This window comes from Streptomyces triticirhizae (assembly GCF_003696235.1).
Lineage (GTDB): Bacteria > Actinomycetota > Actinomycetes > Streptomycetales > Streptomycetaceae > Streptomyces > Streptomyces triticirhizae.
On record NZ_RFFJ01000008.1, the window covers coordinates 41,383 to 56,420 of the forward strand.

At 68.2% G+C, this 15,038-nt stretch carries 12 protein-coding genes and 1 tRNA gene; 2 read left to right on the forward strand and 11 right to left on the reverse strand.

The window, feature by feature from the left end:
- Nucleotides 1-31: 31 nt before the first annotated feature.
- The 5 genes from EBN88_RS03340 to EBN88_RS31515 form a co-directional block, all read right to left on the reverse strand.
- Nucleotides 32-1,012, reverse strand: a complete 981-nt coding sequence (locus tag EBN88_RS03340) for a hypothetical protein (protein WP_122182260.1) — start codon at nt 1,010-1,012, stop codon at nt 32-34.
- Nucleotides 1,006-1,806, reverse strand: a complete 801-nt coding sequence (locus EBN88_RS03345) for a glycosyltransferase (RefSeq protein WP_233580425.1) — start codon at nt 1,804-1,806, stop codon at nt 1,006-1,008. The genes EBN88_RS03340 and EBN88_RS03345 overlap by 7 nt, the downstream gene beginning before the upstream one ends.
- A gap of 222 nt (nt 1,807-2,028) precedes the next feature.
- Complete coding sequence (gene serS, locus EBN88_RS03350; protein WP_122182262.1) at nt 2,029-3,324, reverse strand: serine--tRNA ligase; 1,296 nt, start codon at nt 3,322-3,324, stop codon at nt 2,029-2,031.
- A gap of 7 nt (nt 3,325-3,331) precedes the next feature.
- Entirely contained in the window at nt 3,332-4,024 is a 693-nt protein-coding gene (locus EBN88_RS03355) for a histidine phosphatase family protein (protein WP_158621308.1), read from the reverse strand.
- A 5-nt stretch (nt 4,025-4,029) separates the two neighbouring features.
- Entirely contained in the window at nt 4,030-4,350 is a 321-nt protein-coding gene (locus EBN88_RS31515) for a fructosamine kinase family protein (RefSeq protein WP_233580426.1), read from the reverse strand.
- Nucleotides 4,351-4,359: 9 nt separating this feature from the next.
- Here EBN88_RS31515 and EBN88_RS31520 point away from each other — a divergent pair, with 9 nt between their 5' ends.
- Nucleotides 4,360-4,773 carry a hypothetical protein gene (locus tag EBN88_RS31520; protein ID WP_233580427.1) on the forward strand — a complete coding sequence of 138 codons (414 nt, stop codon included), beginning with the start codon at nt 4,360-4,362 and terminating at the stop codon, nt 4,771-4,773.
- Nucleotides 4,774-4,940: 167 nt separating this feature from the next.
- Here the strand turns inward: EBN88_RS31520 and EBN88_RS03365 are convergent, their stop codons facing one another.
- The 4 genes from EBN88_RS03365 to EBN88_RS03380 form a co-directional block, all read right to left on the reverse strand.
- The gene (locus tag EBN88_RS03365; RefSeq protein ID WP_122182265.1) at nt 4,941-6,191 is read right to left on the reverse strand and encodes a methionine adenosyltransferase; all 1,251 of its coding nucleotides are present in this window, start codon (nt 6,189-6,191) and stop codon (nt 4,941-4,943) included.
- Nucleotides 6,192-6,263: 72 nt separating this feature from the next.
- A complete protein-coding gene (locus EBN88_RS03370; RefSeq protein WP_122182266.1) occupies nt 6,264-7,298 on the reverse strand; it encodes an aminoglycoside phosphotransferase family protein in 1,035 nt (344 codons plus the stop codon).
- Between the two features lie 92 nt (nt 7,299-7,390).
- A complete protein-coding gene (locus EBN88_RS03375; RefSeq protein WP_325052716.1) occupies nt 7,391-7,957 on the reverse strand; it encodes a flavoprotein in 567 nt (188 codons plus the stop codon).
- Nucleotides 7,954-9,189 carry a helix-turn-helix domain-containing protein gene (locus tag EBN88_RS03380; RefSeq protein ID WP_122182267.1) on the reverse strand — a complete coding sequence of 412 codons (1,236 nt, stop codon included), beginning with the start codon at nt 9,187-9,189 and terminating at the stop codon, nt 7,954-7,956. Before EBN88_RS03380 ends, EBN88_RS03375 begins: the two co-directional genes overlap by 4 nt.
- Before the next feature lie 296 nt (nt 9,190-9,485).
- On the opposite strand from EBN88_RS03380, the gene EBN88_RS30385 reads away from it, so the two are divergent.
- A tRNA-Thr gene (locus EBN88_RS30385) sits at nt 9,486-9,565 on the forward strand.
- A 965-nt stretch (nt 9,566-10,530) separates the two neighbouring features.
- Here EBN88_RS30385 and EBN88_RS03390 read toward each other — a convergent pair.
- Both EBN88_RS03390 and EBN88_RS03395 read right to left on the reverse strand, forming a co-directional pair.
- The gene (locus tag EBN88_RS03390) at nt 10,531-11,502 is read right to left on the reverse strand and encodes a hypothetical protein (RefSeq protein WP_122182268.1); all 972 of its coding nucleotides are present in this window, start codon (nt 11,500-11,502) and stop codon (nt 10,531-10,533) included.
- Nucleotides 11,503-11,626: 124 nt separating this feature from the next.
- A complete protein-coding gene (locus EBN88_RS03395) occupies nt 11,627-15,016 on the reverse strand; it encodes a DUF499 domain-containing protein (protein ID WP_122182269.1) in 3,390 nt (1,129 codons plus the stop codon).
- Between the last annotated feature and the right edge of the window lie 22 nt (nt 15,017-15,038).

The following is a 15,038-nucleotide window of genomic DNA, read 5'->3' on the forward strand; positions in this document are numbered from 1 at the left end:
GACGAGAAGCCACTCAGCGCGAAAGAGGCCCTCAATGCTGCACTCCCAGCTCCGCCTCAAGGACACGCGTTGCCTCGGGCCATGGCACCGGGAGGGCCGTGACAGCGCTCCAGAACTCGTGGTGCGCTCGGATGGCGGCGCTGAAGCCGAAAGGTGAGTGGTCTGCGGGGACCGTGGCCAGGACGCGGCGGGCGATGCTGCCGGCGCCGCGCGCCGTGGGGGTGATGCCGTTGCCGAGGAGGAGGGTGGCCGTGCGGAGTGCGTCGAGGACGTTGGGGGGCGCGGTGCGGGTCCATCGGCCGAAGATGAGGTCTCGCCACGGCTGGCGAGAGCGGGCCCAGGCGAGGCGTTCGAGAGCGGTGCCGAGGTCTACGGCCATGAGCGCGGGGTTCGTGGCGTTCCAGAGGAGCACGATGTCGCCGAGGGGCAGGTCGGCGTGTCGGAACCGGAGAGTAATGCCCTCGACTTCGTGGCGGCGCCAGACGGTGAGGCGTCCGTGCACGCTGATGTGCCGGGCGTGCAGGCCGAGGCGGGACAGGACGGTCAGCCACTCGTCGAGGATCGTGGCGTACTCGGCGATGTCCTGGATGGGCTCGACGCGGGAGACGTTGACGAATGAGGTCAGGAAGCCGTCGCGGAGCACGCCGTCGGCGTCGCGTTGGCCCGTGAAGCGGACCACCGGTTGGGGCAGGAAGCCGCGGCGGTGGGTGACGGGGCGCCCGTCTTTGAGCAGAGGGTCGAGGGCTTGGACGGCTGAGATGGTGAGTTCGGTCTGTCGGCCCCAGCGCAGCGGCAGGCAGGGGGCGCGGGGGACTCCCTGCGCGGCGAATGCCTTCTCGATCATGGCCAGGAACTCGGGCCAGGTGGGTGCGCGTCGAGGTGGGTGGTAGGGGCTGCCGCGGTCGCGGTGGCGGATCTCCAGGTGGTCGCCGTCGGTCGTGTGCTCCCAGCGCGAGCCCAGGGCTTTGCGGAGCAGGGCGGGCAGGTGGGCGGGTACCGATGTCGTCAGCACGGCTGTGAGGACAGGGTCTCGAAGTGGCGTTGGGCGTCGAATCGGTGCTGGCCGATGGCTTGGACCTCGGCGTGGTCCAGGTCGTCGGTGCGGGTGATGGCGGCGGCCAGGGCTCGTGCGGCGGTTTCGTCGTCTTCCTCGGGGGAGAGCACGGTGGTCGTGCCGGTGCGGTCGCAGAGGGCTGCCTCGGCGCAGGTGCCCTTTCGCCAAGTGAGGGCGGCTACCGGGGTGCCGGCGCGCAGGGACTCGCCGAAGACGGCGGCGCCTGCTTCGACGTAGGTACGGGCGTAGGTGTAGACGAAGACGGCGGCCTCGCGGAAGGCGGCCGTCTTGACGTGTCCGCCGACTTCGCCGACCCACTCGACGTGATCGGCGGTGAAGAGCTTCTCGTGTCGTTTGACGTAGTCGGCGTCGAAGACGGGGCCGACGAGGCGGATGCGGCGGCGGAGGAGCTGCGCGGCGCGGACCGCGAGGTGTGGGGCTTTCTGCTCGTCGATCCGGCCGAGCCAGACCAGGTCACGGCCCGGTGCGGACGGTGGCCCGGCTTCGTTCAGCCCGAGGTGGACGGCGAGTTCGGCGATCGGCCGGTGTGCGGCGTACCGCTCAATCATTTCGGGTGAGTAGCAGTACAGCCGGGTGTGGGTGCCGTCGAAGGCGTCGGCGGCGTGCTGGAAGTCCGGGGCGTGCTGGAAGGTGGCGACGTCGCAGTCCAGTTTCTCGCGGGTGCGTCGCCATGCGGGGAGGGTGGGGTATTCGTGGCCGACGACCAGGAGGTCGTATCCGGCGGAGCGCAACTCGCGGGCCTCGGTCGATCGGGGAGCAGCATCCTCCAGGCGGATTGGCTTCCGTGTCCATTCCGGGCCAAGGTCTCGGCGCCAGCCTGGTCCGAGGAGGTGTACGTCGGCGCCTGCGGCTCGTGCCCCTACGGCGACTGTCCACAGCCATCGTTCGATTCCGCCGTAGCCGGCCGGGGGAAATGCGTAGCTGCCCGGGAAGTCGCAGACGCCGACTAACACTTATGCCTCCGATGGAGTTCCGTCCGCCTGGATACGGCGGAAGCCGAGGTAGGGAACGAGGGCTTTAGGCAGGGTCACGGAGCCGTCCTGCTGCTGGTGCTGTTCGAGCAACGCGGCCAGGGTGCGGCCGATGGGCAGGCCGGAGCCGTTCAGGGTAGCCACGGGCACGGTCTTGCCGTGCTCATCGCGCGTGCGGATGCCAGCCCGACGGGCCTGGAAGGTGCCGCAGTCCGAGACGGACGAGATCTCGCGGTAAGTGTTCTGGCTCGGCAGCCACACCTCGATGTCGTAGGTGAGCTGGGCGGAGAAGCCCATGTCGCCCGCGGCGAGCGTCACCACGCGGTAGGCAAGATCGAGCTCCTTCAGGCACGCCTCTGCGTGAGCGACCATCTTCTCCTGCTCGGCCTGGGATTCCTCGGCCGCGCAGATGCGGACCATCTCGACCTTGGAGAACTGGTGCTGCCGCAGGATGCCGCGGGTGTCGCGGCCGTACGAACCCGCCTCGGAGCGGAAGCAGGGGGTGTGGGCCGTGAGCGCCAAGGGCAGTTCGGCCGGCGGGATGATCTCGTCGGCGTAGAGGTTCGTGAGCGGAACCTCGGCGGTCGGGATCAGGAACAGCTCCCGGTCGGCGACGCCGGTGGCGAAGAGGTCCTCTTCGAACTTCGGGAGCTGGCCGGTGCCGGTCATCGTCTTCCGGGTTACGAGGAACGGCACCGAGTGCTCGACGTAGCCGTGCCGACGGGTGTGGAGATCCAGGAACAGGGTCGCCAGCGCGCGCTCCAAGGCGGCCCCGACGCTGCGGGCGATGCTGAAGCGTGGACCCGAGAGCTTTGTGCCGCGGCCGAAGTCGAGGATGCCCATGGTCTCGCCGAGGGCAACGTGATCCCTGGGCTCGAATGCGAACGTCGGCGCGGTGCCGACCCGCCGCACCTCGACCGCGAACTCCTCGGAGTCTCCGTCGGGTGCGGAGTCGAGCGGCAGGTTGGGGATGCTCAGCAGCAGCTCGCGCAGTTCGATCTGGATCTGTTCCTGCTCGGCTTCTGCCTCGCGAATCTGCTCCTTGATCTTGCGTGCCGACTCCTTGAGCGCCGAGACGTCCCCGCTGGCCTTCGCCGTCTTCTGCACCTCCTGGGCGACGCGCTTGGATTCGGCCCTCAGCTCGTCGGCGGTGCGGATGCTCTGGTTCCGTCGAGACTGGAGACTCTCCAGGGAGGAGAGGTCCAGGGTGTATCTGCGGCGCGCGAGCCGGCGGACGGCCTCGTCGCCCATGTCGATCAGAACGCGAGCATCATGCATGAGAGGGCTACTCCTCTAGCGGCTTCTGTGGTGAATCGACGTTAGCAAGGGTGGAGGCTGCGTCCGTCCCTGATATCGGTACGTGGCCTGGAGCCCAGCCATGGCGTCGATCCTGGTTGTCCAGCTCTTCGAGCAGGGCCGCGGCGTGCTTGGCCATCGGGCCGTCGTCGATGGCCAACGGAACCAGGTATGGCGCCTCGGGGAAGAACAGCGGCATCGCGCTCCCCGGCGTCCGGCTCAGGTGCCAGTCGAGTACCGACAGCAGTAGACCGTGAGCGACGACAACCCTGGGGCCCGGCTTCTCAAGCGTGGCCATCAGACCCAGCAGCATGCGGTGGATGCCCTCGCGCTGTGACTCACCGGCGCCGGGTGGCTTCACCCACGGGCCGTGGTGCCGGAGCCACGCCGCGTACTCCAGGAACGGTGCCCCCTCGAAGTAGCCATAGTCGAGTTCGTTGAGAAGCGGGATGACGACGGGAAGTCGTGCTTCCTCGCCGATGAGGAGTGCGGCGGTCTGCTGGGCGCGCGGGAACGCGCTGGCGATCCACGTCCGGGCCGACTCGATGGGGAGCGTCGGCCGGGCGGTGTGGCATGCGCGTACCCCTTCCTCGTCGAGCTGGAGCTGCACGGCCGGGTCGCCGTTGACCAGGTAGCGGGCGCTGTACTCGGTGCGGCCGTGTCGCAGTAGGTGTGTTGTCACCGCGATCACCTCGTCGCGGCGATCTTCAGCAGGGCATCCAGAACAGCCATCATCTGGAGCAGGCGCGGATCACCCGTCTCCTCGTAGTACAGGAGGCCGTCCGTGCTCAGCAGCAGGCACCAGGGGAGGATGTCATCGACGGGGATGCCCGATGTGCGGCTGGCGCGGCGGAGGCGGTAGGCGGTGCCGCCTTCTACCTGGTAGTAGATCGTCCAGAAGGCCCAGTCGAACGCGGCGTCCCCTGTCATGGGCAGCGGGTCGAGCAGCACTGGCTGCCCGTCCAGGGTGAACGGGACGTTCTCCCGGTACAGGTCCGCGTGCAGCACCGTCTGGCGGTGCGACTCTTCCCGCAGGTCAGCCGTATGGAAGAGTGCCCGTTCCGCACGTTGTCGGTGTTCGGTGAGCTTCAGACGCCGGTCGATGCGGGGGCGAACCTCTTCGGCGATGAAGTTGCGCAAGGTGGGCAGCTCAACGTTGGCCTGGCCGTGGGCGCCCTCTTCGTGTGCTCGTTGAATCTCGGCGGCGACGAGACCTTCCTCATGTGGCGGACGTGCGGCGCCACCGGGGACACCTCCGACCGCGCGCAACGCCGCGACCGCGCGACTGTTATCTGCCGCCTGCACGATGTCGTGCTTCTCGCGATGCCACAGGCGGAGGACCCGGAGCTCGCGGGAGTAGCGGTCGTGGTCCGGCCACGCCTTGAGGAGCAGGTGCTTGCCCTGCCTGTCGACAGCGGTGACGAGGACTGAGGCGTGCCCGGCGTCGTGGTAGCCCTTGAGGGTGAGCGACCATCGCCCGGCCGTAGCCGTTAGAAGTTCCGGGGCCGCGTCGATCCAGGCGTCAAGGACCTGGCCGTAGTGGGCCGTCAGCCGTTGGCGGCACCCCGGTGGCACGGGCGGGAGTGTCGAGGCGTCCATTAGCTGAGCAGCACTCCTTCGTGAACCAGCTCGTTGGTGAGCGCCGGGAAGTTGCTGAGGGTCTCCTCGATGAGGACCTGGACCTTGTCGACCTGGGCCGTCGGCTCCGAGAGGCGCACGAGAACTCGCCAGGGCTGGTTGAGTCGTTCGCCCGTCGCGCTGACCAGGTGGACCTCGGCGTACCCACCGGTCTCCTCGTGCAGGGCGCGGGCGAGGCGCATGGCGGCGAGGTTGTAGAGCTTGCCGACGTGGTAGACGGGGTTCTTCCCGCTGGCGCCTTCCATGTTCATCGGGCGCAGCGGCGTGATGAGGCCGTTGACGCGGTTGCCGCGGCCGACGACCCCCTCGTCCCCCGACTCGATGGAGCTGCCGGTGTAGGTGAGGTAGAACTCGTCCTTCTCCGGGACGTCCCGCACGTTGAGCCGGAAGTCGACGGGCGTGCCCGGCAGCCGCAGGCCCGCGAGGCGTCGGCACTCGGCGAGGATCACCTGCTTGTTCTCCAGGTACGTGGCTCGGCTGCCGACGTACGGGGACATCTGCGGGACGCAGAGCACCACGGCGGCGCGGTCTCCCTCGTAGTAGCCCATGAGCTTCACGTCCGTGCCGCACCAGCGGTGCGCCTCCCTGAAAGGGCTTTCCCCGGAGAGATCGTCGACAAGCTCGCGGACGAAGGACTCAAACGGGCTCAGCGGCGCCCAGCCCGTACCGAGCGAGGTGTCGTTGGCCAGCAGCACCCGCCGCTCCCGCAGATCGTCGATCGTCCGTGGGGCGAACCATCGGGTGCGCTCCGGCGTGTCTCCCTCGGTCAGGACGGCGCCAGGGCTGGAGTTGCTCGTGATGTGGAACCTGATGTCCAGGTGATCGGCGACGGCCGGCAGCCGCTCGGCGAAGAACGTCCGGACGGTTGTCTCAACGATGTCATCCACTGGTATTTGGTGGTCACCGCAGGCCGGAGCCGCGCGGCCGTTGACGAGCACCCGCACCGGGGCCACCATGCGCCCGGCGCCGTACCGCACCTCGCTGGCGCCGCCCAGCAGCGCGAGCTTGTCGAAGTTGTGGTGTAACACGGCGCCGAAGTTCTCCAGGCAGTAGCGGCTGTACGCCTGGGACAGCCGTTCGGCGAGATGATCGGCGAGGGTGTCGGGATGGCCGAGGCCCTTGCGTTCCACGATGGTCGTCGCGTCGGGGTAGGGCGTGCCGGTCTCGATCACGACGCGGCTGCCGCCGTAGTTCCTGGCGACTCGGTTCACGGCGAGCTCCCTATCTGTGTGGCGTGGAGGTACGGAGTGGTCGGGTGCTGAAGGGGACGGACGAAGGCGGCGCTAACGGGGCACTCCGTTGCTGCGGAACTCGGCGATCAGGGCGCCGAGCTCTCGGGCCGCGTCCGCGGGGGTGGAAGTACGGGACAACCGGTGGATGTCGTGTGGCGTGAGGCTGTGAAGGTCATCCGGCCGGCGCCGGTCTAGCCACAGGGCCAGCCGCCATGCCACGACAGGGCCGAAGGCGGGGACCTGGCTCAGGGCGTCGAGCGGGAGGCGCTGCCGCGGGGCGCCGGCGTACACCACGTCGCGCACGAGGTGGAACAGCATGTCCGCGTAGTCGCAGACCGCGGGGCCTCGGGCGCTGGCCTCCCAGTCGACGACGTGGACTCGCGCGCCATCGATCAGCAGATGCTCGGGCTTGATGTCGCCCTGGAGGTACACCGTAGGCTCAGGGTCCAGGGCGGCGAGCATGGCGTGGAACTCCTGCCACCAGGGCTGACGACGGCAGCGAGGAGAAAGCTGCCCCGACAGAAACTCGCGGTGGGTGACCGTGCTGCCGCCGTCGCTCTCCTGTCGCCAGCCTGAGCCCGGGGTGAGGCCGAGCCAGCGGCCGTGGCTGTGCACTTGGGCTATGACGGAGAGGGCGCGACGGACGAAGTCGTCCACGCCGCTCGCGGTGGCGATGGAGCACGGTGTGCCGGGAACGAAGCTCAGCACCGACCAGGCGTGATCCACGTGCTCGCCCGTGGCCAGCACAGATGGGGTGGAAACCCCCGACAGGCGAGCCATTCGCAAGGCATCGGCCTCGCGGTCACGGCGAGCCAGAGGCTCGACCCCGCGATAGATCTTCAGCAGGGCGGATTGGTCAACGGCCGGGCGCGTGATCGAGAACGGTTTGACAGTGGCAGGACCGAACGGGCCGAACCGCTCCCCGCCCTGGTCCGTCCGTCCTGCCGACAACGTTCCGACCTCGACGGCGATCTCAGCGGGCGAGCCCGGCTCGTTCCTCGGCGAGGGGCCGGTGGTGCTGGTCCCAGCGAGATAGAGGAAGTCGTCCGCTGCTGCGGCGTGCTGCCCGGCCGTGTTCTCCACCATGAGACACAGCTTCGGGGCGTCATGAGGCGACGGCCCTGACAGTCTGTCCGGGTCGTCTCTGCCTTATGCCTCAGCCGAGTTGACGTCGGACGTCACTTCACGGCGTCATCGATCGCGTCGAGCACGGCCTGCCATGGCAGCTCCCGCCCGGAGGGTGCTTCGCGCGGCTCATACAGCGACCAGACGTCGGGACCGTAGACGAGCCGGACGTCGGCCTCTCGCAGAGCGGCGATGTTGCGCTTCCAGGCCGGATGACGGGCGTGGGCGGCGTTGACACGGGGGAAGACCACCACCGGCAGGTCAAGGGTGCCGATAGCCTCTCCCACCTGAGTGAGCACCTGGTTGTCTGCGATGCCGGCGGCGAGCTTGGCCACCGTGTTCGCACTGGCGGGAGCGACGACATAGCAATCCACCGGCGGATGCGGTCTCGCCTCGCCCGGCAGCCGCGGCTCATCTCGTACCGGCAGGCCCGTCGCCTTCTCCAGGCGGTCAACCTCGCCGATCGCCCGCAACCAGCGCCCCGCCGTCGGCGTGAGGGTCACGGCAACCTGCCATCCGCGCGCCAGCGCCGGTTCCACGAGTCCGGTACGCAAGGCTTCCACCCCGCCAGCGCCCGTACCTACGACCCCGAGGACTCCCCGCCGTTTCTCCACGGTCACTGAACCGCCCTACACCGTTGAGCCATGATGAACACCTCCGAGGAGCGTGCACCGCTGGTGACCGGGGACTGCTTGATCACGTCGCGGAGCGTGTCTCGCACCCTTGGATTGTTCCGCACGAGCTGCGGCGACGTGCGCTCGGCTGCTCGCAGCTCCACGAAGGCGTCATCTCCGCGGCCAGCGAGCGAGAGCGCGCGGGCGTAGTCGATCCGGTAGGACACAGCGCGCTCCGGAGGCATGTGGTCCACGTTGATCTGTCCTCGGGCCACGACGTACGAGATGTTGTCGAGGTCCAGCTCAGCGGACAGCCGGTGCAATACGACGTTCGTCGGCCCGAAGCTTGTTTGCCAGTAGTTCGCGTCGGATCCGAGCTGGTCTGCGAGTGCTTCGGCTCGGTTCAGCAGGCTGGTTGCCGTAGGCCGGTCCTGGTGCCGCGCCGCGGCGATGGCCGCCCGCAGGTGGGTCATGCCCAGCAGGCTCAGGGCGGCCGGGTCGCTGTCGTCCACCCGGGCCGACATCCACCCCGCCGTCGTCTCGCCCAACTCCATCGCGTCGTCGTATCGGCCGTTCGCCAGCAGGGCATGCGTCCCAGAGCGAGCGGCGGAGGCCAAGACCAGCGGGTCACCGGATTCGTCAGCGGCCCGCATGGCGCGTTCGGCGGCAAGCCACGAGATGTCGGACTCGCCGATCTTGGCCAGGGTCGTGGCGGCGAGGTGGTGCACCCGGGCGGACACGGCCCAGCAGTCCCGGCGTTCCCCGGCAGACCGGGCGGCGCGGTCCTCAAGCTCCAGCGCGGTCTGAAGCAGGGCAGGAAGCATCGCGATGACCTTGCCGAGCCGACCGCCCTGGTAGTCGTTCCACACCTGCTCCGCGAGCTGAGCCGTCGGGCCGGGGGTCGGGAGCTGAGCTTCGGCCTCCGGCCCGAACAGCAGCCGGGAGAGACGTCGCGGACTCATCAGCGCGTCACGCACGGCCGGGACGTCATCCTGCTCTCGGTCGTCCTCCATCAGGACGGGCAGCCCGATCAGCTCCCCCAGCGGTACCCGAAGTACGCGAGCCAGCTCGGTCAGCATGTCGATGCGCGGAGGCTTGCGCCGACTGGTCTCCACCTTCGCCAGCCAGTCGGTACTGCGGCCAACGAGCCCGGCGAGTACCTGCTGGGTGTAGCCCCGACGCCTCCGATGGAAGGCGATCCGCTCGCCGATGGTCAGATGATCTCCGAGACCACGCATCCGTGCCGCCTCCCTCAGTGAAGCGCCCTACCCACGATAGTGACGCAGCACGTCAAGAGGTTGTCCTTAGCCGGCCACTCGTTGTTGAAGACCGCTTTGCCGGGCCGCTGCCTGCCTGGGCGGTGAGTTCCAGCGCGTCGCTGATCAGCCGGTCAGCGTGAACCGGGAGAGGAACCGAGCAGCGGCCGAATGGCGTGAGCGTGGCGTGAGCGGACGCCCCTGGACGGGCCTGTCTCAAGCTGCGCCTGCTGGACGTGATGGCACCTGGAGTTGGATGAAAAGCGGGCAAGCTGGATCGGGCTGCTCCTGCTGGACGGATACCCTCGCACTCGTAATGCGTAGGTCGAGGGTTCGATTCCCTCAGGCGGCTCGGCCAGAGGCCAGGTCACGCGCTGCGTGACCTGGCCTTTCGTGTTGCTCCGGGGCATGACGCGTCACACGGCCGGATTGCCGTGACACGGCCTGCGTGTGTACTGCGTGAGCGGAGCGGCTGGGCACCCCGCATCTCGGGCTTCCAAAGCGTGTCGGACAACCTGACGTTCACGTCGGCGGCGGGGATGAGTGTGGAGGTGACACGACAGAGGTCTCGCAGCATGCGGAACACGTTTCCACCTTGGGAGCCAAAGCGTCCCGGGCCATAAGCCACCGACGAGGGTGCTGGATGACTGATTGCCCGACATCCCGATTCCACCGACATCTTGGGCACGTCGAGGACTCCACGCAACGGGGGTGTAGCTCACGACGAAGGAGGGGGGATGGGCCATTTAGTGAGGGGAATCTGCGAGGTCTCTGTCTGTCGCCTGGATCACAGCATTGAACAGCCACAGCAGGCGGTAGGCTCGGGCGGCGCCGAGGATCAGGACGCCTTCCACGGCCCAGTGAACGCCTCCAGGGTCGGTCTCAGTGGTGTCGAGGGCTGTTGCGAGCAGGCAGACCCCAGCGATGAGTAGGGTGGCTGATAGGACGCTCACCCAGTTCCGTCGGAACTGTGAGGCCAGGTGGGGCGCGGTGCGCAGGACCCGCATCCGGCGGCCGCTGGCGGAAGCGTACTGGGCGATAGCGGCAGTGACGAAGCTGCCAACCAGTGCTACGACTGTGGCGCCAGTGGTGTAGATCGTCAATCGTTGTCCGCGGTCTGGTGCACCGAGGATGTCGCCGCGTCCGGTCAGTGTTACCAGCAGACCATGCGCCCCGAGGATGAGCGCAGTGAGTGCCCAGTCCATTGCTGGCCGTGATCGCCACCGCTGCAGCAGTCCACGTGTTGTTCCCGCCAGACTCAGCATTCCCGCCCCTCCCCCCGTACCTCCTCCGCCGGGGCTTTCGCCCTAGCTGCCTTCCAGGCTAAAGGTCGGCACTGACAGCGGCCCGCAGTACTCGTTCGTGCTCGTGGGAGACCCGCTCAAGCTTGTTCAGGGCCACCTGGAGGTCGATGGCGTGGCCGTCGCTGGAGGAGAACGGCACAACACATTTCGCGGTGATGCGCTCGCTGACGAAGTCGATCTTCTCGTCATCGGCCTCGCTGTGCCACGCCTCCATTCGGGCGCGGGCGGCGGCGGCGTCGACGATGTCGGAGTTGTCCAGCCAGTCCTCGACGTCGTTGGCGAACACCCGGGTGGAGTCGAGGAGCCGCTTGTGCCCGCGGGCGCGGCGGCGAGGTGTGAGGGTGCGGGATTTCTTCGGCACTTCCAGAGTCAGGGTGATCACCATGTCCGGGTTGTCCTCGTGCAGGCGGCTGAGGGCGGTGCCAAGGTCGGAGCTGGCTCGTAGGGCGGTGGGACTGTCGTACGGCTCAGGTGCGATTCGTACGTTGAGTCTCTCGATGGCCACGGCGTGCTGGAGCTTCTCCCGGGAACGGGCGTTGACCACCGGTCGCAGTTCGATGTTGCGCACATCGGGGGCGGCACGCACCTCGTGGAGCCAGCGCCTGATGGCTTGGGCTCGGGGGGCGGAGATGCCGCCGGCCATGGTGGCGATGACGTTGCCGAAGGGGAGGAAGTAGACCGTGGTAACGTCCACCAGCTCTTGGTCGGCGGCGAGTTGGAGACGGCTGAGCGTGCCGTCGACGTGGTCGATGAGCTGCGGCACATCCTGGCGGCTCTTGGCGAGGAGCAGGTGCGGGGTGGTCTGGTGGGGGTCGACGGCGCCGACCAGGATGTCGTCGCCTGAACGTGCGGTGCGCTGGGGAAGCGGCTGGCTGCACAACGCGCGGATCCGCTGGGCCCAGTCGCGGTGCGGGAGACGGGAATGCGCGGGGGCGTCGGCGTCGGCGATCTCGTAGAAGTGGACGATTCTGTCCCGGTTGCGCGCGGCCATTGCCTGAACTCCCCCGTACGCTCTCGAACTACATAGGTCAACCAGCGTACAGAGAGAACCAGTGGGTGCCGAGACAATCAGGCCCGGGCCGGGCGAGCACCCACACCGGCCCGGCCCGTCAGCGCTATTCCTCCTCGAAGTGGGCTCGCAGCTTCAAGGTATTGGCGTTCTCGGTGAGGGTGCGCACCTTGTCCGCGGGGAAGCCGCCAGGCGCGGTCGCCTGGATCTCGACCGTGACCTCGACCTCGGCACCGACGGCTTCGAGATGCTGGAGGATTTCGAAGGCGTACTTGGTGGCCTGCTTGCTGTACTGCTCGGTGTCGAGACGGGCGTGGGCGTAGAAGCGGGTCGGGACTCGGGGCAGCGGGGTCGGCGCCGGAGCCGGGGCACCCGGTGTGGGGCGCGTCGGCGTCGCCGTACCGCCGCCGGTGTCTTGACCGGTGTCGCCGTCGTCGGCCCCGTGGGGATCGCCCGGTTCCGGCCGCCGGGCCGCGGCTGCGGCGATGTCGGCCGCCTCCTGGGCGAGGGCGATGTCGGCCCGCACCAGGAGGGTGTCGTCGGTGATCTGGCCGAACGAAACTCCCCGGCAGGGGAGGACGAGGCCCTGGTAGCGACCGGTGGCGAGGTCATGACCGGTGGCGAGGGCGAAGCCGTCGTTCTCCCAGGTGATGTGGTTCAGGACGTCCTCGATGCCCTGTTCGAGGACGTTGCGGTCGCGGAGCCGGTTCATGTAGGGGTACTTGGTGTGCAGTTCCCACAGGCGGCCGACGGAGATGTGGCCGTCGCGGTTCCAGTCCTGGGCCAGCGCTTCCGTAATGCGCTGGTGGAGGACGGCGGGGGCCTGCTGAAGGTAGAGCATGCCCTCGCGCCTGAGGCGGTCACCGACGTGGGGGGCGGCATCGTCGATGGTGGACAGGTCGGCCTTGATGTCGACCCACTCGATCTTGGCTCCGGGCGTCTGCTCGGGGACGAGGATCCACCGGTAGGCCTTGGCGAGTCGGAGGCCCACCGTTTCGTCGGCCCTCTCCATGCGGGTTCTGGCCTGCGCTTTCTGGCTGTCCGTCAGGTCAAGCTGGACATGTCGCTGGAGGACCTCCTTCCAGCCCAGGTACTCACGGACGGCCTCGGCGACTTCCTCGATCTCCTTGTGGTCGGGTGCGAGGAAGACGAGTGCGTTGCGGTGCTGGCGGGTCCCCGAGCGGTACTGGTCGAGGGCCTCCTGCGCGAAGTGCAGGGCGTCGGTGTCGGGTACGCCCTTGGCGCTGCGGTGGGTGAAGCGTGGGTGCAACAGGACCAAGCGGGCGGTGTCGTTGTCCGCGATCTCGCTGGCAGGCAAGGGGGCGACGTGAACGCCGTTGAAGTTGCCCCGCACGCTTTGCAGAGGGCTGAGCCGGCGCACCACGTCCGCCCACACCTTGTCGGGGTCGTCGAGTAGCTTCTCGGCTTCGTCCTTGGCTGTGCGGGTGATATTGGCGTGGGTGTCGTACCAGTGGCGTTCGCCATCGCCGTAGAGGTAGGTGGAGCGGTCGGCGAGGGCGTTGAGCGCGGTGCGGAAGTTGCCCAGGGGCTCGCCGGGAATGGCCATGCCGAGACGGATGTGTGCCTCGGACAGGCCCTTGCGGGCGGCGTGCACGCGGGGCGCGGAGCCCATGAAGACGGTACGGGCGACACGGCGGCTCATGCCGCGCTGGCCTAGGATCGTCTTCTCGGCGTCAACTGCGGCCGGGGTGGAGTCAGGACCGTCGACGTCGGCGTCGATGATCGGCTTCCAGTGGTCCTCCAGGTAGTACGTCAGTTCCTGGTTGACACGGGTGTCGTGTATGGGCACGTCACCGGGCATGATCATGGGGCTCTGGTTCTGGTCCCTCCACAGGGCGTGGATGACGGTGCTCATCAGCCGCAGCACGCCCCGGGTCCGCTGGAACTTCGGAAGCGTGGACCAGTCCTCGTAGAGCCGGGCGAACAGCTCCGGGTGGATCGGGTACGTCGACTTGATCCGCCGCTCGTAGTCCATGGTGTCGCAGCCGGCCGGGAACTCGCGCTTCTCGGCGCCGTAAAACTGCACATATAGCCTCGCCACCTTGTTGATCTCGGCCTGGACCTCGCTGGTGGGGGTCTGGAAGAGACGGCGACGCACGATCTCGAAGGACTCGTCGGAGCTGGCGGGCCGCCACGCGTCGGCCTTGCGGTGGACGACGTTCTGCAGGCGCTCCAGCGCGATCCGGTTGTTCTCTCCGCCGATGTCGTACTGGTCGGCGGCGCTGATCTCACCGGTCGCGGAGGCCGGGATGGACACCAGCAGCTGGGCCCCGTCCACGGAGGCGACGGCCTCGGTCAGGGACTGGGCGAAGGAGAAGTGCGTCTCGAAGGAACCGGCGGTCAGGTTGTCGTTGCCGAGGAGCGGGCCCGCGTACTGCACCCATTCGTCGATGAGGATGACGCAGGGCGCGTAGGCGGCGAGCAGGTCTTGGAGCAGGGCGGTGCCCGGGCTGGTGCTGGTGCGGTCGGCTTCGGCGATGATGTCGTACGCCTGCCTTCCGCCGAGTCCCCATGCGAGTTGGCCCCACATGGTGTTGACCGTGGTGCCGTCGGGCTTGACGTCGGCCTGTCCGATGCCCAGTTCGTTGCCGACCAGCACGGCGCGGTGCACGGGGCCGCCGGGGAGTCCGCCGCCGGGCGTGGCTGCGATCAGTTCCTGCAGGTCCTGCGGCAGCCGACTCACGTTCAGACCGGGCGCATACAAGTGGTACAGCGCCATCATCGAGTGGGTCTTGCCGCCACCGAAGTTGGTCTGGAGGTTGATGACGGGCGCGGCGTTCGAGTCGCCGCTGATTCGGCGCAGCGACTTGGTGAGCAGCTCTTCGAGGCCCTCGGTGAGATACGTCCGGTGGAAGAACTCCTCCGGCTCGGTGTACTCGGCGGCGCCTTCGCCGCGCGCCACCCGCCACAGGTCCGCAGCGAACTCGGAGGCGTTGAAGTCACCGCGCGCCACGTCCCGGTGAGGGGTGAGCACATCGCGCCAGGGCCGCAGCCCCTCGGCGGCCACGCTCGGTACGGCACGCGCCCGGCGGGCCGCCTTCTTGGTCTCCTCCTCGGTCACCTGGCGTTGCAGCGTCTGCCGGGACTGCCGGATCTCGTCGACGAGGTTGGGGTCCGCGTGCGCTGCCTGGAGCAACCGCTCGGCCGTATCCAGCGCGCGCAGTGTGTCGTCCGTGGAGAACGGCGCCTTGTGCGCCCATCGGTTACGTACGTCGTTCAGCTCGCTGGCGAACCCGCGCGCGCTGCCCGGCAGCAGATGCCGGAAGTAGCTACTCCAGTAGCGTTGGAGCAGGTTCAGCAGGAACTGCGGGTCCTGCTTGCCGATCTGCCTGCCCTGGCTCCTGGCCTCGCTCTCCGCATCTTCGAACCAGGTCTCCCCCTGCCGCTTGACCATCTCCCGTTCCAGGAAGGGCAGCAGCCCCTCCCCGAGGGTGTCGATCATGCGGCTGACACGGTCTCGGTTGTTCACCGCCATGGTGCGAGTGTCCTGCCTTTCC

Coding starts and splice junctions, on each gene's coding strand:
- serS (WP_122182262.1), bottom strand. CDS start 3,324: ATGCATGATGCTCGCGTTCTGATCGACATGGGCGACGAGGCCGTCCGC.
- EBN88_RS03370 (WP_122182266.1), bottom strand. CDS start 7,298: ATGGTGGAGAACACGGCCGGGCAGCACGCCGCAGCAGCGGACGACTTC.
- EBN88_RS03380 (WP_122182267.1), bottom strand. CDS start 9,189: ATGCGTGGTCTCGGAGATCATCTGACCATCGGCGAGCGGATCGCCTTC.
- EBN88_RS03390 (WP_122182268.1), bottom strand. CDS start 11,502: ATGGCCGCGCGCAACCGGGACAGAATCGTCCACTTCTACGAGATCGCC.
- EBN88_RS03395 (WP_122182269.1), bottom strand. CDS start 15,016: ATGGCGGTGAACAACCGAGACCGTGTCAGCCGCATGATCGACACCCTC.